Source organism: Pseudoduganella sp. RAF53_2, from assembly GCF_052113985.1.
Classification (GTDB): domain Bacteria; phylum Pseudomonadota; class Gammaproteobacteria; order Burkholderiales; family Burkholderiaceae_D; genus Rugamonas.
The window spans coordinates 1-18,799 of record NZ_JBFRDW010000029.1 but is presented as its reverse complement, the minus strand read 5'-3'; the positions used below and the strand labels follow the sequence as shown (position 1 = coordinate 18,799).

Below are 18,799 nucleotides of genomic sequence, written 5' to 3'. Positions count from 1 at the left end.
CACCAGCTGGAGCACCAACGCGATTGAAGTGCTGTGGGCTGGCCAGTCCGTTGGCGTCTTCAGCGGTAATAGCAGCACGGCCGGTAATCACTGGCAGCACATCGCCTTGCAGCTGCAGGGCTTCGGCCCGTCCACCGAACTGCAATTCCGCGCAGTGGGCACCTCGGACAGCGTCGGCGGCTCGCTCGATAACGTCTCCGTGAGCACCACCGTGCCGGAACCAGGCACCCTGGCCAGCGTGGTACTGGGCCTCGGCCTGCTCGGCTTCACCCTGCGCCGCAAAGCCTGATCGCTCTGTGCCCCACGCAAAGCCTGCCCCGTGCAGGCTTTTTTATTGCCTGTAGCTCCTTAGTTGCACAATTGCTATTTCGATGGCAGGATCTCGCACATGCGAAAAATACTTCTGGCACTTCTTCTCATCACTACCTCAACTGCCGCAAGTGCTTGCAGTTGTCCTAGCTTATCCCTTGAGGAACAGGTCAATGAAGCTGATGTCGTCTACCTGGCAACTGCTGTCGAAGCGAAGTTCAAGAAAAGCGATGACAAGGAAGGATGGCCATACATTGAGGGAAAATTTCAGGTCAGCAGAGTCCTGAAGGGCCAGATTACAGATCAGTTCACCATTCTCAGGACAGGCACTGGTGGCGGCGATTGTGGCATGCCCATGAGGGTTCCCGAAAAATTCATTATTTTTAATCGCAATGGGGAGAATGGCATATCGATATGTGGCGGAGGATGGCCTATTCACTTCACACAAGAAGAGGAAATCGCAAAAAAGGTTCTGCAAATTGTTGAACAGACTGCGGGCCAAAAATGATCGCACAAAGATTTGCAGCGTTGTTGCTGCTCTTAACGCTGTCCAACGTCGCGTCCGCAAGTAGTTGCCTGCGGTCGCCGTTGCGAGAAAAAGTGCATGAGGCGGATCAAGTGTTCATTGCGACGCTCGTTGAAGCGAAACTGATTCCCGCGGAACTTGAAGGACTGGGACCTCGAGTGGACGCCGTGTTTCGAATTGACAGAGTCTTCAAAGGCCTGCTGAAAGATACAAGTATCCTGCTTAAAACCGGATTGGATATTGATGCAGTCCCGTTATTTGTCGGTTCGGAGTATGTCATCTTCAAAAGGAAGGACTCGGATTTCATTTCAACTTGTAGCGGTTCTGGCTCAGTGTACGGATTCGAAAAGGACAGAGTAATCACAGAAATCCGATTCTCGCTTCGACAACGGGTCAGGAAACAAGCGCGCTAAGATCAACAAGGAGAACGAATTTGCAGAACTGGTCGATTCCCAAAGCAGTTTTAATTGGCGGTGGCATTGCGGGGCTGCTGGATATCACGTTTGCGATCTGCTTCGCGATCTATAACGGGCTGACGGCGGAGCGCTTGCTGCAGATTGTGGCCAGTGGCTTGCTTGGTAAGGCGGCGTTTGACGGCGGGGCGACGACGGCGGTGCTTGGGCTGCTTTGTCATTTCGCCTTGAGCTTTGTGTGGATGGCCGTGTTCCTGCTCGCCGCAAGACAGATTCCGGCGCTGACGAACAAGCCAGTGATCACCGCCATTGTCTTCGGCATCATTGTCTTCCTGGTCATGCGATTGGCCGTGCTGCCACTGTCCGCCTTCCCCGGCAAGGTATCGTTCAAACCGCTGGCGACTACGCTGGACCTGTTGTCGCATATGTTCTTCTTTGGCCTGCCCATCGTCTGGGCCACCGCGAAAACGCGCCGTGCATAAACGTTTATCCTAAACGAAGGTATAGTGCCCAGCGCGGGCAAAGGACCTTAAGCTGACCATCATCGGATTATGGAGATGGTCGTGAAACGTTACGAGGCACTGGCTGCAGACATCACATCCCTGATTGCACAAGGAGTGATCAGGGAAGGCGAGCGCATTCCGTCCGTGCGCCAGACCAGCCAGCATCATTGCCTGAGCATCTCCACCGTGATTCGCGCCTTCCTGCTGCTGGAAAGCCAGGGTGTGATCGAGAGCCGTCCACAGTCCGGATACTTCGTGCGGCGCCGTCCCTTGCTGCCGCAGGCGGCGTTAATTGAATCGCCGTCTCCCGCCGTGCTAGCACGTACCGCGGACATGGACAGAATGGCGCTGGTGCTGACCACGCTGCGCTCCATCACCCAGGGCAGCATCCCTCTAGGCTCGCCTTATCCCGATCCGTCGCCTTATCCCTGGCTCAAGCTGAATCAGTACGCGCACAATATCGGCCGCCGCAACGCGCACTGGAATATGATGGCCGACCTGCCGCCAGGGAATCCTGAACTGATCAGGCAAATCGCGCGCCGCCATCTGGAGCACGGGCTGGCAGTCAACGCGAATGAAATCATCGTCACGGTCGGCGCTACCGAGGCAATCAATCTCTGCCTGCAAGCGGTGGCAAGTCCCGGCGACGCCATCGCCGTCGAATCGCCCACCTACTACGCCCTGCTGCACGCCATCGAGCGCATGGGCATGCGCGCGGTGGAAGTGAAAACCGACCCGCAGACCGGTATCGATCCCGAAGATCTGGAGCGCGCCATCGTTGAAGAATCGGTCACGGCCTGTATCGTCATGCCCAACTTCCAGAACCCGCTTGGTTTTCAGATGCCGCCCGGCCGGAAACGCGAGCTGATGGACCTGCTGAACCGCTACAACCTTCCGGTCATCGAGAACGACGTGTACCACGAGCTGTATTACGGCGATAGCCATCCCGGTTCGTTGAAGCAGCTGGATACCCAAGGCCTGGTCCTCTACTGCAATTCCTTCTCCAAAAGCCTGAGCAACGCCTACCGCATCGGCTGGACGCTGCCGGGCCGCTACAAGGCCGCCGTCGAAAAACTGAAATTTCTGAACACGCTCACCACATCCTCCCTGCCGCAAATGGCCATTGCCGAATACCTGCAGAACGACGGCTACGATTACCACCTGCGCCGAATCCGCAAAGCCTACACCCAGCAGGCGAAGATCATGGCGTCCGCAGTGCAGCGCTTCTTCCCCGACGGGACCACGGTCAGCCAGCCGCAAGGCGGTTACCTGCTGTGGGTCGGACTGCCCGACGGCGTGGACGCGCTGGAACTGTACGCCCGTGCGCAGGAGCGCGGCATCAGCATCGGTCCGGGAAGCATGTTCTCCTCGGGGGACGAGTTCCGCCGCTGCATCCGCCTCAATTACAGCTATGCGTGGAGCGCGGAAATCGAAGCCGCGGTGCGCATGCTCGGACTGCTGGTGGGCGAAATGTGCGGACGCCGTCCCCTGCACCCTGCTGGCTGTACCGTTCAATAAAGCCCTGAACTGTAGCCCTCCGATGCTGATGCCGCAGCATATCCTGTCGCTGTGCCCCTCAACGGATCGGACCCAGCATGAAAACCTCTCGCTTCAAGGTCGCCACCTTGCTCATGGCAGGCTATGGCACCGTATGCGCTTTCCTTGCCGTCGTTATCGTCCTCGGCCTCAGCGAACAGGCCAAGCTGAACACCCTTACTGCTTCGATGGCGGACGACCGCTGGCCCAAGATCGAGCTGGCGACCGACGTCCGTCTGCGCCTGACCGACATCGCCGTTTCGCTGCGCAATCTCATGCTCACCAGCGATGCGGCCGTGCAGCAGCGCCAGATTGACAATATTGCCAAGTACCGCGATGAGGCCGAAGCGAGCATGGCCAGGCTGCGCCAGCGCGTGTCAACCCAGGAAGGCCAGGCAGTGCTGGCGCGCGTGACAACGGCCATGCGCGCCTATGCGGAAGGCCAGCAGCAGCTAATTGGCATGGTACGCAGCGGGCACGATGCGGAAGCGCGTGATTACCTGAACAACGAAGTCAAGCCCATGCTGCAGTCCTGCCGCGATGCCTTGTCCGGCGAGATCACGCATGAGGTGGATCTGATGAACGCAACGCGCGAGCAGGCCGCTGCCGCTTACGCCCACACGCAGATGCAAATGCTGGTGCTGGGCGCGCTGGCCCTGCTCTTCTCCGGCACCGTGGCCACGCTGATTACTCGCCGCCTGCGCAGCCAGCTCGGAGGCGAGCCGGATGAAGCGGCGCGTACCGCCGCACGCATTGCCGACGGCGATCTGACCGGCGCCATCGCGCTGCGCGACGGCGACCGCAGCAGCATGATGTACGAGATGGAGCATATGCGCGATCACCTCGGCCAACTGGTAAGCGACGTGCGGGCCGACACCGACCAGATCGCGTCCGCCTCCGCGCAGATCGCGGCCGGCAATCTCGATCTGTCGGCGCGCACCGAGCAGCAGGCCGCCAGCCTGGAGGAAACCGCAGCGGCAATGGAGCAGCTCAGCGCCACCGTGGAGCAGAACAGCGCCAACGCCGACCAGGCCGATCACCTTGCGCGGCAGGCTGCAACTGCCGCGGCACGCGGTGGCGAGTCCGTAGCCGCCGTCACGCAGCGCATGCAGGACATCGCCTCCTCCGCCTCGCAAATGGCCGAAATCATCGGCCTGATCGACGGCATCGCCTTCCAGACCAATATCCTGGCCCTCAACGCGGCCGTGGAAGCAGCGCGTGCCGGCGACGCGGGCCGTGGCTTTGCGGTCGTCGCAGCCGAAGTGCGCCAGCTGGCCCAGCGCTCGGCCGCAGCGGCGCATCAGATTGGCCAGCTGATTTCTGCCGCCACCCAGCACGCCCAGTCAGGGGYGGTGCTGGTGAAGCAAACCGGCAACGCCATGCACGATATCGTGAGCAGTGTGGCGCGCGTGGAAGAGATCATGGTGCAGATTCGCCATGCCAGTGCGGAACAGCATGCCGGCATCGTGTCGTGCAGCCGCGCGGTGGTGGAAATGGACCAGGCCACACAGCAGAATGCCGCCCTGGTTGAAGAAGTGGCCGCCGCTGCGCAATCGCTACAGCAGCAATCGGACAAATTGGCGCGCGCCGTCAGCCGCTTCCGTATCGACCGGCACAGCGCCGCATCCGTGCCGCAGCCGATGGCCAGCAGGCGCCCCGCCGCCCTGAAACTGGCCGCCAGCCGCTGAGCCCAGCAAACTGCGGCCCCACGGGCCAACGGTCTGGTAGTATGAGCGCTCCTGTCAATCCGGACCACCGATATGAGCGAGCGCAATCCCATCAGAAATTCCGCCATTGCCGGCATCGTTGCCGGGCTGCTGGCCGTCGGGCTGGGAGCGTGGTATCTGAAGGCCGGGCAAGCCACGCCACCTGCCATGGCAGCGGCGGTGGCTAGCGTCGCGCCGGCGCCATCGAAGGCTGCGGGTGCCGCGGATGCCGCCCTGTCGCGCGACCAGGCAGCGGAAATGCTGATGTCCCTGCCCGAACTGAAAGCGTGGTCGGATGCGATTGAAAAGCGCAGCGGCGGCAAGCTGCATGGCGCCGTCATTGAATACGACCCTGCGCCGCGCGACGTCGAGGGCAAGCCTTACTACCAGTTCACCTTTGTTGAAAACGGCGAGGATGCTGCGCAAGCCTGGCAGAGCTTCCTCGTGCCCACCCAACGCGGCGATATTCTTGTGGAGGACGACGTCAGCGGCGAGTTGCTGACGCTCGACCGCTGGCGCAAGGACAAGCAGCCGCTCCAGCGCGGCAGCGCACAGTAAGGAGACTTCATGTACACGCTCTACTACGGCAAAGGCGGCGCCAGCATGGCCATTCATGCGGCACTGAAGGAAATCGGCGTTCCCTACGAACTGGTGGAAGTGGACCTGGAAGGCGGCCAGCAGCGCAGCCCCGAATATCTGCGCCTGAATCCTGACGGCCGCGTGCCCACCATGGTGGTGGAAGGCAAACCGCTGCGCGAAGCGGCGGGCCTGATGATGATTCTGGCCGACCGCCATCCGGATTCCGGCCTGGCGCCGCAATCCGGTACCCTGGCGCATGCCGAATGGACCGAACTGATGATGTGGATGGTCTACAACCTCGCCGTGCCGTTCCGCGAAYGGTTCTACCCCAGCGATATCGGCTGCAGCAAGGACCAGCCGGCGGTGATGGATGCGCTGYGCAAGAAAATCGAAACCGGCTTTTCCGCGCTGGATGCGCGCCTGTCGGCCGGCGGCCCTTACCTGCTGGGCGAGCAGTTCAGCGGCGCGGACCTGATGCTGACCATGTATATGCGCTGGTCGCGCAATATGCCGCGTCCCGCTACCGAATGGCCGGCATTGAAAAAGTATGCCGACATGATGCGCGCCCGCCCCAGCTGGCGCCATGTCAATGAAGTTGAAGCACTCACTGGATGGTAAATGATGTTCAAGAAGTTATTTGGCGCGAAGAAGTCCGCGCCCGCGGCACCGTATAAGACCGATGAACTGAATACGGTGCACGCCATGCTGTTCTGCGACGATCCATCGCAGGGCGGCTCGCCGCTGTTTGGCGATCAGCCGGATGTACGCGTGGTCCAGGCCATCGTGCAAGACGCGAATGAAGAAAGCCGGGTGCGCCTGCTGGCGGCGCATTGGCTGCGCACCAACGGCCACGAAGTGCCGTCCGCCGAATTGCTGGGCCTCGTGGTCGAAGTGCCGCTGGAAGGCAGCCTGGATACGCTGGCCGCTTACGCCGACGGGCGCGTGCGCTACATCAATCACACCGGCCGCATCGCTGTCTACGATGGCGCGCCGGAAGACGTGGCGCAGCAAGCCAAACTGCTGGTGGCTGCGGCGATTCCTGCCGCCGCCAAGGCCACGGCGCAGAAACGCGGCGGCGCTTCCACTCCCGGTCTGGTGCGTTTCAGTTTCCTGTCCACCGAAGGCCTGCGCGTACGCGAAGGCGGCTTCGGCGACATCGCGCGCGACCAGCTGGCGGCGCCAGTGCTGGAAGGCGCGCAGAAACTGCTGGACCTGATCGTCAAGCAGGCGAACGAATAGGCGCGGCAGGCGCAGGTACGCCCTGCACGCGTCCCACCCACCATACCGCGAACAGCGTGGTGCATGCAGCGATCAATCCATTGGCGCCGTAGCCGCTGATGCGGCCTGACGCTTCGGTGTTCAGCAGCAGGCCACCCAGCAAGGCGCCGAGGCCGGTCCCCACCTGCTGTACCGCGGCGTTCGCGCTGAGGAAGGCGCCGCGCTTGTGCGGCTCCGGCACGGTCGTCAACAATGCCTGCAGCGGCACCACACGGCCCGAGATCGACACCATGAAGAATGGGAAGAATGCCATCAGCGCCAGCAGCGGCCAATGCGGCAGGTGCGTCATCAGCAGGATCGGCAGCATCGAGAACAGCGCCACGAAGCGGAACACACGGTGCTTGCCGACGCGGTCCGCCCAGCCGCCGATCAGGCGAGAGCTGAACAGCGTGGCAAGCCCGCCGCACATATAGATCCAGGTGATATCCGCCGGCGCCACGCCGAGATTGCCGACCAGGACAGGCGAAATAAATGGAATCACCAGCATGCCCGACATCACCGTGACAAAGGTCAGCAGAAAGGCGCGCAGATGCGCCGGTACGCGGAACAAGGCCACCAGATCAGGCAGCACCCGCGCCAGCGGCGCAGCCTTGCCGAGATGCTCGGTCATGGACGGCATCACACGCCAGGCGGTGAGCCAGATCAGCATCGAGAACACCACCAGCAGATAGAACGGCATCTGCCAGCCGAAGTGCGCCGCCAGCATCACGCCCATCGGCACGCCCGCAATGGCGGCCATGCTGAAGGACGTCATCACGATGCCGGTGGCAGCGCCGCGGCGTTCCTGTGGAATCACATCGCTGATGATGGCCATGCCGATGGCGCCCAGCACGCCCCCCGTCAGTCCGGCGAAAGCGCGCGACAGCACCAGCGTGTGGAAATTCGGCGCCAGCGCGCAGGCCAGATTCGACACATTAAACAGCAGGAAGACTATCAGCAGCAGGCGCTTGCGGTCGAAGCGGTCGATATAGGTTGCGGCCAGCAGGCCGGAAAGGCCGGCGCACCAGGCGTAAGCCGATACTGCGCCGGAAACCTGCGCCGCACTGGCTGAAAAGGCCTTCATCAGCTGTGGCGCCAGCGGCATCATGACCATGAAGTCCATGATGACGGTAAATTGGGTGAGCGCCAGCAGCCACAGGACTGCGCGCTCGCGTTGAGGTGTTAGTGTTGTTGTCATCAGGGTAGTTGGTTGATTTCGTCGGTTGCACGTTTCAGGATAGCCCTGATCTGATCCAGCCGCTCGCGAGGTGCTGCGTGGTCGCGGGCGCGCACGATCACGGCCTCTTTCAATGCATGCATCAGCATGCGGATATCGCCACCGCCCTCGCCCGACTCGGACAGGCGGGATACGAAGGCGTCCACCATCTGGCGGTTCTCATCCAGGAAAGCCTGGCCTTCCGGGGTAATGGTGTGCAGCTTCTTGTTGCCGTCCAGGCTCACGGACACGTGGCCCATATCGCACAGCATCGACAGCAGCGGATAAATGGCGCCCGGGCTGGGCGAGTAGCCGCCACCGGCGCGCTGCTCCAGTTCCTTGATGATTTCATAGCCGTGGCGCGGCTTCTCGGCGATCAGCTGCAGCACGACATAGCGCATGGCGCCCGCATCGAACATTTTCGGACCGCGTCCGCCGCCGCCGCCGCGGTGGAAATGATGATGGCCGTGCATACGTGGATGGTGGTGACCTCGGAAAAAGTGGAACATGTGGAATTTCTCCTTAAGATATATCGCAATAAGATATATCGTAAACCATTCCCGGCAAATTGCAAGCCCTGCGTTTAATGTGAAGTGCCGCATGGAAGCCGCGCCGGCGCTTACCCACAATGGCTTCATGGACAACGACATCAAATACGCGGCATTCCCTGGCCGCCTGCTCATTCTGGGATTTGGCAGCATCGGGCAAGCCATGGTGCCTCTGCTGTTTCGGCATCTTGATCTTCAGCCATCGCAAGTGCGGATACTGTCGCGCGACCCGGACGACAGCGGCATCGCCGGGGAGTACGGCATAGCTTTCGACGCCTTGCCCCTCACCGAAGGCAATTACGAAAGCATTCTTGGCCAGCACCTGAAGGAAGGCGACTTTCTGCTGAATCTGTCGGTCGACGTCTCCAGCCTGGACCTGGTGCGCTATTGCTGGCGGCACGGCGTGCTGTATCTGGACACTTGCACCGAGCCCTGGGCCGGCTTTTATCAGGACGAGCGTCTCACCCTGTCGCAGCGCTCCAACTACGCCCTGCGCGAAGCCATGCTGGCCTTCCGGCTGGACAAGCGCCATGGCGCCACGGCCGTGATGACACAGGGCGCCAATCCCGGCCTGGCCTCGGTGTTCGTCAAGCAGGCGCTGATGAATATGGCGCGCGACCTGCATCTCGATGTGGAGCGGCCAGACTGCTATGAAGAGTGGGCGCGTCTGACGCGGCAACTGGAYATCAAGGTGATCCACATCGCCGAGCGCGACACGCAGTTCTCCGGCCGGCGCAAGCAGCGCGACGAATTCGTCAACACCTGGTCGGTGGACGGCTTTGTCAGCGAAGGCCTGCAGCCGGCGGAACTGGGCTGGGGCAGCCACGAGCAGCACTGGCCCATCGATGCCGAGCGCCACGGCTATGGCAGCGATGCGGCCATCTACCTGAAGCGGCCCGGCATCGGCACGCGCGTGCGCAGCTGGACGCCAGGCGAAGGCCCCTACCACGGCTTTCTCGTCACCCATGCGGAATCGATTTCGATCGCCGACCATCTGACGCTGCGCGAGAACAATGAAGTGATCTACCGCCCTACCGTGCATTACGCCTATCACCCCTGCGATGACGCCGTGCTCTCGCTGCACGAAGTCGCGGGCAAGAACTGGAAGCTGCAATCGCAGCGTCGCATCATGCGCGAGGAAATCGACAGCGGCATGGACGAACTGGGCGTGCTCCTGATGGGCAATGCGAAAGGCGCTTACTGGTACGGCTCCCGCCTGAGCATAGCCCAGGCGCGCGAGCTGGCGCCGCACAACTCCGCCACTTCCTTGCAGGTCGTGGCCGGCGTGCTGGCGGGCATGGTGTGGGCAATCCGCAATCCCGACTGCGGCGTGGTGGAACCGGACGATATCGACGACCAGCTGGTGATGCAGATCGCCGCGCCCTACCTCGGCGAGCTGGCCGGCGTCTATGACGACTGGACGCCTTTGAAGGGCCGAAGTCCGCTGTTCGAGGAACCGCACGATCCGGCTGATCCCTGGCAGTTCCCCAACTTTCGCGTTGGCTGATCATGCTGCTGCAAAAGGAACTCGGCGTCATCGAAAACTCGTTCTATGAAGCGGACGTGCAGCGCCCCGCTCCTCTGCCACCGTTAAGCGGCAGCATCAGCGCGGACGTGTGCGTCATTGGCGGCGGATTGGCGGGCTTGTCCGCCGCGCTGGAACTGGCGGAGCGCGGCTATTCGGTGGTGCTGCTGGAGGCCCAACGCATCGGCTGGGGCGCCTCGGGACGCAATGGCGGACAAGTGCTGCCGGGCTTTGGCTCCGATGGCGAATGTGCCATCGAGCGCCAGCTGCCAAAAGAGGATGCGCGCCGCGCCTGGGACGCATCCGTGGCGGGCATCAAGCTGATGCACAAGCGCATGCAGAAATACCAGATCGACTGCGACTACGCGCCCGGCGCGCTGAGCCTCGCCGTCAAGCCCGGCAAGATGCGCGCGCTGGAACAGTGGGGCAAGCATGTGGAGTCGGTGTATGGCTATCCCCTGCACTGGATCACGCCGAAAGAGATGCCGCACTGGATCTGCAGCAAACGCTTTTACGCAGGCGTGGCCGACGCGGGCGGCGGCCATGTGCAACCGCTCAAATACACGCTGGGTCTGGGCCGCGCTGCGCTGGCAGCGGGCGTGCGCATCTTCGAGGACTCCCCCGTGCTGCGGCTCGAACGCGGCGCGGCGCCTGCCGCGCAAACGGCGCAAGGCCAGGTGAGCGCGCGCTTCCTGGTGCTGGCGGGGAATGTCTATCTCGCGGAATATGGCCGGCTGGCCCCGCGCATAAGTGCGCGCATCATGCCGGTTGGGACTTACATTGTGGCCACCGAGCCGATGTCCCAAGCACGCGCCGAAGAATTGCTGCCGCGGCGCAGCGCCGTGTCGGACACCAATTTCGTGCTGGACTACTTCCGCCTGAGCGCAGACAATCGCCTGCTGTTCGGCGCCGGCGACAGCTATAGCGGCAAGACGCCCGCCAATCTGGTTGAGCGCATCAGGCGCCGCATGGTAGCGGTGTTCCCGCAGTTGCAGGACGTGCCGGTGCAATATGCGTGGGGCGGCTTCGTGGACATCAGCATGAACCGCGCGCCCGACATCGGCCGCGCCGATCCGAACATCTACTATATGCAGGGCTTTTCGGGGCACGGACTGGCCTTCACCGGCATGGCCGGCCTGCTGGTCGCCGAAGCCATCGCGGGACAGGCAGAACGCTTCGACCTGTTCGCCCGCGTCAGACACGCCGAATTCCCCGGCGGCGCATTGCTGCGCACTCCCGCCCTGGTACTCGGCATGCTCTACTTCCAGCTGAAGGATATGCTGTAACGGCGGCGCATACACGGCGGGTCAATGACCCGCCCTACGCCTGCTTCTCCAGGTGTAGGGCGGATCATTGATCCGCCGTTGCGTGCTAATTGTCCAGGTGGGAGATCAGCAGCTTGCGGCTTTCCTGCACGGTGCCGTTCTGCTTACGCTCCAGCACCAATGCGGAATTCTGTTCGTCGAGCGAAATGCCGACGGACAGGATGTCGATCAGCAGCAGTTGAAGAATGCGCGAGATCATGGACAGGAAGGTGGAGCTGTCCTCGGTGTGGTCAACCGCCAGGCAGACCGTGGCCTTCTTCGCCAGCGGCGACTGGCTGGTGGTGATGGCGATAACGTCGGCGCCCGATGCACGTGCGGCTTCGACGGCTTCCAGCAGCTCCGGCAGTTTGCCGGAATTGGAAATCGCAATCACAACATCGCCCTGGCTCAGCAACTCGCCCGCCAGCGTGAACAAATGAGAATCGCCATACACGGCGGTCGGAATGCGGAAGCGGAAAAACTTGTGCTGGCYGTCCAGCGCCACCACGCGCGAATTGCCCATGGCGTAGAACTCGACCTTCTTCGCCTTCGCCAGCAGCGCAATGGCGCGGTCCAGCGAGCGCACGTCCAGCTGATCGCGGAACTTCAGAATGGCCGACACGGTATTGTCGATCACCTTGGCGCTCAGGTCGTGCGTGCTGTCGGAGACGCGCACCTGGCTGTGGCGCACAGGAATGGCGCCGGTCAGCGAAGATGCAAACTTCAGCTTGAAGTCCGCCAGCCCCTGGAAGCCCAGCGAGCGGCAGAAACGGATCACGGTCGGCTGGCTGACATCGGCCAGACGCGCGATATCGGCAATCGGCTCGTTCAGTACAAGACGCGGCTGCTCGATCACCAGTTGCGCCACGCGCTGTTCCGCTGGCGTCAGCTCGCTCTGCATCTGCTGCACGCGGTCCATCAGGGTGTTGGCGCCGGTGCGGCCGCGCAGGTGCTCGGACAGAATCGTCGCCACGCCGTAGAAAGCGGGGTTCGGCGTGGTGATGACAAAGGTCGGGATATCGGCCAGGTAGGACGAGAAACGCCCCTTGGCTTCAAAGCGGGAGCGGAATGGCGAAGCCTTGAACCACTCGCCCATGCGCGGCACGATGCCGCCGCCGATGAAGATGCCGCCGAAGGAACCCAGCGTCACCGCCAGGTTCGCCGCCGCGCCGCCCAGCATGGCGCAGAAGCATTCCAGCACTTCGATGCACAGCGCGTCCTTGTCTTTCAGGGCGCCGGCAATAATCTGCTGCGACGTCAGGTCGCGTACGTTCAGGCCATTGCGGCGCGCCAGCGCGCGGTAGATGATTTCCATGCCGGGGCCGGAAATCMGGCGTTCGTTCGATACGTGCGGCCAGGTCTGCCATGCATATTGCAGGATGGCGTATTCGCGTTCATCGGCCGGCGCGAAATTCGTGTGGCCGCCTTCAGAACCCAGCGTGACGTAGCCGTCCACCGTCGGAATCACGCCGGAGCAGCCCAGACCCGTGCCGGGGCCGAGCACGCCGATCACCGACTGCTGCGCCGGCGCGCCGCCCCCGACCTTCATCAGGTCTTCGTCCTTGAAGCCCGGGATGGCCATCGCCAGCGCGGTAAAGTCGTTCACCACCAGCAGCGTGTGCAGGCCCAGTTCGCGGCGCACTTCGTCGGTGGAGAATTGCCAGTCGCGGTTGGTCATGCGAATGTAATCGCCATGCACCGGATTGGCCAGCGCCAGCGCGCCGTGATTCAGATTGATGTTGCCATGATCCGCAAGATAACTGCGCAACAGAGGCACGATGCCCGTGAAGTCGTCGCATTGGAGCACACGCACGGACTTGAATTCGCCGGGCGCCGTTTGCAGCGCGAGACGGGCGTGGGTGGCGCCAATATCCGCCAGCAGGCGCGGTCCGTCGGCAAAGGCGCCGCGGGTCGTTTTGGTGTCTGCCTCTACTTGTTTCATGGTCTTTTTTATTTCTTGAGTTTTATTCAACAACGGCCGCAAGGATACCCGAAAAAACAAACCCCGTGCAGTGACGGGGTTTGTTTGTTGTTACTTCGCGTAGCCGAACCAGGCGCCGTAGCCTGGCAGCTTCACCTGCCCTTCCACCACTTCGCCCGGCAGCCCAGGCTGCGCAAGCTTTTCTGCGCCCGCCGCTTGCGGCAGTGCGACGCTGACCGGCTCCGCGCCGAGGTTGAACACGGCGATCACGCTGCGCTCACCGGCAGCGCTGCGCTCCAGCGCCAGCACTGGCTCCGGCACATCGAAGAAGCGGATATCGCCGTGCGTCAGCTGCGGCATGGTCTTGCGCCAGGCGATCATGCGGCGAGCGAAGTTCAGCGGTGACTCCGGATCGGCTTCCTGCACGGAGGCTGCAACGGCAATGTGTTCCTTCGCCACCGGCAGCCAGGGCGTGCCTTCGGTGAAGCCACCATTGGCTTCCTGTGTCCAGGCGATCGGCGTGCGGCAGCCGTCGCGGCCTTTGAATTCGGGCCAGAAGGTCTTGCCGTACGGGTCCTGGATCAGTTCATATGGCACATCCGCTTCGCTGAAGGCCAGCTCGTCGCCCTGATAAAGACAAGGCGTACCGCGCAGGGACAGCTGCATGGCCAGCACCAGCTTGGCGAATGCGAAAGGATTGGACTGGCCTTCCCAGCGCGTGACCACGCGGGCCGCGTCGTGATTACCGACCGACCAGGAGCCCCAGCCATCCTTCACGCGCGTGCCGAAGTCCTCCACCTGCTTGCGAATATGGGCGGCGGTGTGCACGGCGGTCAGCAGATTGAAGCTGTAGGCCAGGTGCAGCTTGTCGCCGCCTTCGGTGTATTCGGCCATCACAGCCAGGGAATCGTCGGCCCCCACTTCGCCGATGGCGACCGCGCCGTATTCATCCAGCAACTTGCGCAGCTTGACCAGGAAAGCCACGTTCTCAGGCTGCGTCTTGTCGTGGATGTGGGCCTGCATGCCGTAGGGGTTCACATCGCTGACGGTGGAGGTGTCGCGCACCAGGGCTGGCGGATTGCTCTTCAGCGAACGGTCGTGGAAGTGGAAATTGCAGGCGTCCATGCGCACCCCGTCAACGCCGCGCTCCAGCCAGAAACGCAGCGCATCCAGGTGGGCCTGCTGTACTTCATGGTTATGGAAGTTCAGGTCCGGCTGGCTGACCAGGAAATTGTGCATGTAATACTGCTTGCGGCGCGAATCCCACTGCCACGACGAGCCGCCAAACACGGACAGCCAATTGTTAGGCGGGTTCCCGTCCGGCAGAGGGTCGGCCCACACATACCAGTCGGACTTCGGGTTATCGCGCGAAGAGCGGCTCTCCTTGAACCACAGGTGGTCTTCGGAGGTGTGCGACATCACTTGGTCGATCATGATCTTCAGGCCCAGGCTGTGCGCCTTGGCGATCATCACATCGAAATCGGCCAGCGTGCCAAACAGGGGATCGACATCGCAGTAGTCGGAAACGTCGTAGCCGAAATCCTTCATCGGCGACTTGAAGAAGGGCGAGATCCAGACGATGTCTACGCCCAGCTTGGCGATGTACTCCAGGCGGGCGGTGATGCCGGGCAGGTCGCCCACACCGTCGCCGTTACTATCCTGGTAGCTGCGCGGATAGACCTGATAGATAATCGCCTCTTTCCACCACTCTTTGTTCATGTCGCTTCCTCAAATGTCTCTGTAGATAATATACAGCATTAGAGCCCAGGTCGCAACATAGCAAAATCCTTTAATTTCAAAGACTTAGTGTTTTTACGAGTAGTCAAACTACAACGATTCGGGAGATTTGATGTCACAAAATGACCAGCAGGGATACGGGCCGTTACCGCGGCAAATTCCCTACATCATCACGAACGAGGCTTGCGAACGCTTCAGCTTTTACGGGATGCGCAACATCCTGACGCCTTTCCTGATCAGCACCCTGCTGCTGTTCATCCCTCTGGCCGACCGTACCAGCGAAGCAAAGCACGTCTTCCACACCTTCGTGATTGGTGTCTATTTCTTCCCGCTGCTGGGCGGCTGGCTGTCGGACCGCTTCTTCGGCAAATACAACACGGTCTTCTGGTTCAGCCTTATTTATTGCGCGGGCCATGCCTGCCTTGCGCTGTTCGAAAACAAGCTGGAAGGCTTCTATCTTGGCCTGTTCCTGATTGCCTTCGGCTCGGGTGGCATCAAGCCGCTGGTGGTGTCCTTCGTTGGCGACCAGTTCGACCAGACCAACAAGAAGCGTGCGAAGGTCGTGTTCGACGCCTTCTACTGGTCCATCAACCTCGGCTCCTTCTTCGCCTCGCTGCTGATGCCGATCTTCCTGCGCGATTACGGCGGCGCTGTGGCCTTCGGCATTCCCGGCATCCTGATGTTCATCGCGACCATGGTGTTCTGGATGGGCCGCGGCAAATACGTGCACGTGCCGCCGGCCGAGCCGAATCCGGATTCCTTCACGCGCGTGGCCAGGACCGCGCTGGCGAGCGCCGCGCCGGGCCAATCGCGCCCCGGCCTGACGGTGGCCATCATCGGCGTGCTGGGCGCCCTCGCCTCGCTGGCCATGACGCCTTCGTGGGGCTTCGTGATTGCAGCCTGCACGGCGCTGGTGCTGCTGCTGGCCTTTGGCGGCATGGGCACCTCGATGCAGCTGGAGCGTGCACGCGGCAAGCATTCCGACGAAGCGGTGAACGGCGTGCGCGCCGTGCTGCGCATCTTCATCGTGTTCGCGCTGGTGACGCCGTTCTGGTCCCTGTTCGACCAGAAGGCTTCGACCTGGATCGTGCAGGCCAACGATATGGTGCACCCGACCTACGAAATCCTCGGCTACAGCTTCAGCTTTGTGCCGGCGCAGATGCAGGCGCYGAATCCGCTGCTGGTGATGCTGCTGATCCCCTTCAATAACATCGCCCTTTTCCCCATCCTGCGCGCGCTGGGCATCGAGCCGACCGCGCTGCGCCGCATGGGCGCGGGCATCTTCTTCTCGGCACTGGCGTGGATCGTGATCGGCACCATCCAGGTCATCATGGATGGCGGCACCCCGATGTCGATGGCCTGGCAGATCCTTCCTTATCTTCTGCTGACCATGGGCGAGGTGCTGGTGTCGGCAACGGGCCTCGAATTCGCCTATTCGCAGGCGCCGGCGTCGATGAAGGGCACCATCATGTCGCTGTGGTACCTGGCGGTCACGGTGGGCAATCTGTGGGTGCTGATCCTGAATTCCAGCGTGAAGAACGACACCGTATCGGCCTACATTTCTAGTACGGGTTTCTCGGTGATGGCCTTCCAGATGTACTTCTTCGCCGGCGTCGCCGCGCTGGCCGCCGCCGTCTTCGCCTGGTACGCCATGCGCTACCGGATGGTCGACAACTACCGCGTCGACGCCGCACCGAACGCCTGCTACGGCAGCGAGCCGGTGGCAAAAAAAGCCTGAGAAGGTGCGATCAACAGCCCGCTTCGGCGGGCTTTTTTTTGGCTGAAAGACATCTGTGTTTCCCTTACGACAAATCCTTACAATTTGATACAATCTGCACTATTCGATACACACCAATCCTTGAGTTCGTACTCCCGGGCAATTAGCCTAAGCTCATGCAACATGATCCTCACCACGAGCTTCAATTCGCCCTGCTCAGCAAGCTGCCGTTCAAAGAACTGAAAGCGTTCCGCGAAGACGCAGGCTGGCAGGAAGCCCCTCCGCCGCCCAAAAATGCCCGAGGCAAGGTCCAATGGGCCGTCGCCTGCATTGGCACACGCCGCGTGGCCATCGCGCGGCTGGAAGAAGCGCCGCCGGAATTCTGCTTCGTATCCGAACTGATCGTCAGCGGCAAGCACCGCAGTCATGGCGTCGGCAGCTGGCTGCTGCAATGCATCGAGCAGCACTGCCTGAAACAAGGCATCCGCCGCATCATTCTCCAGCCAGCAGAAGGCACGCGCGACTTCTACCATTCGCGGCATTTCACGGACGATCCACTCGTGCCGACCTGTATGAAGAAGGAAATCTCTCCCTTAGCTCGGCGGCGCTTCATTCCGTAGTATTGCTACATCCAATCGGGTACCATTGCAGGAGCAAGCGCCCCATACTTCRGCGCAGCTGTAATGGAACTACGGAGACTTTGATGGCAAGCACTCGTGATGAGCATCGGCGCGCAGCCCGGATTTCGTTCACTTTAATCGCGCTGGCGGCGTCTGCAGCCGTGCATGCGGCGCCTGCCGCCCCGCCTTCGCTGGCAAGCTGCGAAGGTTCATATCAGCAAGCGCTGGGGCAGACAAACACGTTTGATGYGCGCGGCGTATGGCTGGATGGGCATCGCATTGCGTGGCCGGGCGTGGCGGCCGAGGGGCAGTTCAAGCTGTATTATTCGGCGACGGCGGGCATCGCCGCAACAGTGGGCGGGAAAGTCAGCGGTGCGGATGGGTCAGTGGCGCTGTCGGTCAGCGCAGAGCCGCTTCCAGCCCGGTTCAAATATCTTGGCGCTGGCGTTGCGCTTTCGACGAGTGAATTACCCGCCCTGCAAAAGCAGATCGTGCTGGTGCAGGAAAATACCGACGGTACGGTGCGCGACGCGACTGCGCTGCAAATCGCCGGTGCGCTGGACGAGCTTTACGCCGACGCCGAGCGTGTCAGCGATCTTGGCGCGACCGCCGCGAAAGGCGGCACGAGCTTCAAACTGTGGGCGCCGACCGCGCAGCAGGTGGCCGTCTGCACTTACGATAACGGCAGCAGCAAGGCCAGGGCGATCACCCCGATGAAGATGGATGCGCGCACCGGCACCTGGTCTGCTACCGCGCGCGGCGGCCAATACTACAAGTACGTGGTAGACGTGGTCGCAGGCCGCGCGGGATTGGTGCGCAATCTCGTTACCGATCCATATTCCGTCAGCCTGAACACTGATTCGCAGCGCAGCTACATCGCCGATCTGGCCGATCCGCGCCTCGCGCCCGGCGGCTGGAAGCAGGACACTTCGCCGCCAACGGTGAAAGCGCTGCCGGACATGTCGATCTACGAGCTGCACGTGCGCGACTTCTCGATCAACGATCGCAGTGTGAGTCTTCAGAATCGCGGCAAGTACACCGCCTTCCACGAAACCGGATCGAACGGCATGAAGCATCTGACTGCCCTCGCCCGCGCTGGCATGACGGATGTGCATCTACTGCCGGTCTACGATATCGGCAGCGTGCCGGAGAAAGGCTGCGCCGTGCCGCGTCCATCGGGTGCGCCGGATAGTGATCAGCAGCAGGCTGCGGTTACGGCCACGCACCTGACCGACTGCTACAACTGGGGTTATGACCCCTATCACTACAGCGCGCCGGAAGGCAGCTACAGCACCGATCCGGAAGACGGTGCGCGCCGTATTATCGAGTTCCGCGAGATGGTGATGGCGTTGCACAAGGCAGGCCTGCGCGTGGGCATGGAC

At 61.9% G+C, this 18,799-nt stretch carries 17 protein-coding genes and 1 pseudogene; 14 read left to right on the top strand and 4 right to left on the bottom strand.

The genetic code is table 11. The features are described from left to right. From AB4Z11_RS03410 to AB4Z11_RS03370, 9 genes are all read left to right on the top strand, one after another. On the top strand, positions 1–289 hold a 289-nt coding region (locus tag AB4Z11_RS03410), incomplete at its 5' end, for a PEP-CTERM sorting domain-containing protein (protein ID WP_442022798.1). A 99-nt stretch (positions 290–388) separates the two neighbouring features. Beyond that, positions 389–817 (top strand): hypothetical protein, encoded by a 429-nt coding sequence (locus AB4Z11_RS03405; RefSeq protein WP_442022797.1) that lies wholly within the window; start codon positions 389–391, stop codon positions 815–817. Then, positions 814–1,248 (top strand): hypothetical protein, encoded by a 435-nt coding sequence (locus tag AB4Z11_RS03400; protein ID WP_442022796.1) that lies wholly within the window; start codon positions 814–816, stop codon positions 1,246–1,248. The genes AB4Z11_RS03405 and AB4Z11_RS03400 overlap by 4 nt, the downstream gene beginning before the upstream one ends. Positions 1,249–1,268: 20 nt before the next feature. After that, positions 1,269–1,730, top strand: a complete 462-nt coding sequence (locus tag AB4Z11_RS03395) for a hypothetical protein (RefSeq protein ID WP_442022795.1) — start codon at positions 1,269–1,271, stop codon at positions 1,728–1,730. 81 nt (positions 1,731–1,811) lie between these two features. Next, positions 1,812–3,269, top strand: coding sequence for an aminotransferase-like domain-containing protein (locus AB4Z11_RS03390; protein ID WP_442022794.1), 1,458 nt, complete (start codon positions 1,812–1,814; stop codon positions 3,267–3,269). A gap of 77 nt (positions 3,270–3,346) precedes the next feature. Further along, a complete protein-coding gene (locus AB4Z11_RS03385) occupies positions 3,347–4,975 on the top strand; it encodes a methyl-accepting chemotaxis protein (protein ID WP_442022793.1) in 1,629 nt (542 codons plus the stop codon). A 72-nt stretch (positions 4,976–5,047) separates the two neighbouring features. Further along, positions 5,048–5,551: a hypothetical protein gene (locus AB4Z11_RS03380; RefSeq protein WP_442022792.1), complete on the top strand. Its 504-nt coding sequence runs from the start codon at positions 5,048–5,050 to the stop codon at positions 5,549–5,551. Between the two features lie 9 nt (positions 5,552–5,560). Next, entirely contained in the window at positions 5,561–6,190 is a 630-nt protein-coding gene (locus AB4Z11_RS03375; RefSeq protein WP_442022791.1) for a glutathione S-transferase family protein, read from the top strand. Beyond that, complete coding sequence (locus AB4Z11_RS03370; RefSeq protein ID WP_442022790.1) at positions 6,191–6,811, top strand: hypothetical protein; 621 nt, start codon at positions 6,191–6,193, stop codon at positions 6,809–6,811. On the opposite strand, the gene AB4Z11_RS03365 is transcribed toward AB4Z11_RS03370, so the two are convergent. Both AB4Z11_RS03365 and AB4Z11_RS03360 read right to left on the bottom strand, forming a co-directional pair. Further along, a complete protein-coding gene (locus AB4Z11_RS03365) occupies positions 6,792–8,027 on the bottom strand; it encodes an MFS transporter (protein ID WP_442022789.1) in 1,236 nt (411 codons plus the stop codon). The genes AB4Z11_RS03370 and AB4Z11_RS03365 overlap by 20 nt on opposite strands. After that, positions 8,027–8,554 carry a PadR family transcriptional regulator gene (locus AB4Z11_RS03360; protein WP_442022788.1) on the bottom strand — a complete coding sequence of 176 codons (528 nt, stop codon included), beginning with the start codon at positions 8,552–8,554 and terminating at the stop codon, positions 8,027–8,029. Before AB4Z11_RS03360 ends, AB4Z11_RS03365 begins: the two co-directional genes overlap by 1 nt. Positions 8,555–8,645: 91 nt before the next feature. Here AB4Z11_RS03360 and AB4Z11_RS03355 point away from each other — a divergent pair, with 91 nt between their 5' ends. Continuing rightward, positions 8,646–10,100 carry a homospermidine synthase gene (locus tag AB4Z11_RS03355; protein ID WP_442022787.1) on the top strand — a complete coding sequence of 485 codons (1,455 nt, stop codon included), beginning with the start codon at positions 8,646–8,648 and terminating at the stop codon, positions 10,098–10,100. A 2-nt stretch (positions 10,101–10,102) separates the two neighbouring features. After that, positions 10,103–11,404 carry an NAD(P)/FAD-dependent oxidoreductase gene (locus AB4Z11_RS03350; protein ID WP_442022786.1) on the top strand — a complete coding sequence of 434 codons (1,302 nt, stop codon included), beginning with the start codon at positions 10,103–10,105 and terminating at the stop codon, positions 11,402–11,404. A gap of 85 nt (positions 11,405–11,489) precedes the next feature. On the opposite strand, the gene AB4Z11_RS03345 is transcribed toward AB4Z11_RS03350, so the two are convergent. Further along, complete coding sequence (locus AB4Z11_RS03345; protein WP_442022785.1) at positions 11,490–13,364, bottom strand: glucokinase; 1,875 nt, start codon at positions 13,362–13,364, stop codon at positions 11,490–11,492. A gap of 90 nt (positions 13,365–13,454) precedes the next feature. Continuing rightward, the gene (locus AB4Z11_RS03340) at positions 13,455–15,062 is read right to left on the bottom strand and encodes an alpha-glucosidase (protein WP_442022784.1); all 1,608 of its coding nucleotides are present in this window, start codon (positions 15,060–15,062) and stop codon (positions 13,455–13,457) included. A gap of 130 nt (positions 15,063–15,192) precedes the next feature. Here AB4Z11_RS03340 and AB4Z11_RS03335 point away from each other — a divergent pair, with 130 nt between their 5' ends. The 3 genes and pseudogenes from AB4Z11_RS03335 to AB4Z11_RS03325 all read left to right on the top strand — a co-directional run. After that, positions 15,193–16,818 (top strand): POT-type proton-dependent oligopeptide transporter, encoded by a 1,626-nt coding sequence (locus AB4Z11_RS03335; protein ID WP_442022783.1) that lies wholly within the window; start codon positions 15,193–15,195, stop codon positions 16,816–16,818. A gap of 155 nt (positions 16,819–16,973) precedes the next feature. Further along, positions 16,974–17,417, top strand: a complete 444-nt coding sequence (locus AB4Z11_RS03330) for a GNAT family N-acetyltransferase (protein ID WP_442022782.1) — start codon at positions 16,974–16,976, stop codon at positions 17,415–17,417. 83 nt (positions 17,418–17,500) lie between these two features. Beyond that, positions 17,501–18,799: pseudogene (locus tag AB4Z11_RS03325) on the top strand (DUF3372 domain-containing protein); the annotation flags it as partial.

Excerpts from the sequence above, each read along its gene's own strand:
- AB4Z11_RS03405 (WP_442022797.1), top strand. The coding sequence starts at position 389 with ATGCGAAAAATACTTCTGGCACTTCTTCTCATCACTACCTCAACTGCC.
- AB4Z11_RS03400 (WP_442022796.1), top strand. The coding sequence starts at position 814 with ATGATCGCACAAAGATTTGCAGCGTTGTTGCTGCTCTTAACGCTGTCC.
- AB4Z11_RS03380 (WP_442022792.1), top strand. The coding sequence starts at position 5,048 with ATGAGCGAGCGCAATCCCATCAGAAATTCCGCCATTGCCGGCATCGTT.
- AB4Z11_RS03370 (WP_442022790.1), top strand. The coding sequence starts at position 6,191 with ATGATGTTCAAGAAGTTATTTGGCGCGAAGAAGTCCGCGCCCGCGGCA.
- AB4Z11_RS03365 (WP_442022789.1), bottom strand. The coding sequence starts at position 8,027 with ATGACAACAACACTAACACCTCAACGCGAGCGCGCAGTCCTGTGGCTG.
- AB4Z11_RS03360 (WP_442022788.1), bottom strand. The coding sequence starts at position 8,554 with ATGTTCCACTTTTTCCGAGGTCACCACCATCCACGTATGCACGGCCAT.
- AB4Z11_RS03350 (WP_442022786.1), top strand. The coding sequence starts at position 10,103 with ATGCTGCTGCAAAAGGAACTCGGCGTCATCGAAAACTCGTTCTATGAA.
- AB4Z11_RS03340 (WP_442022784.1), bottom strand. The coding sequence starts at position 15,062 with ATGAACAAAGAGTGGTGGAAAGAGGCGATTATCTATCAGGTCTATCCG.
- AB4Z11_RS03330 (WP_442022782.1), top strand. The coding sequence starts at position 16,974 with ATGCAACATGATCCTCACCACGAGCTTCAATTCGCCCTGCTCAGCAAG.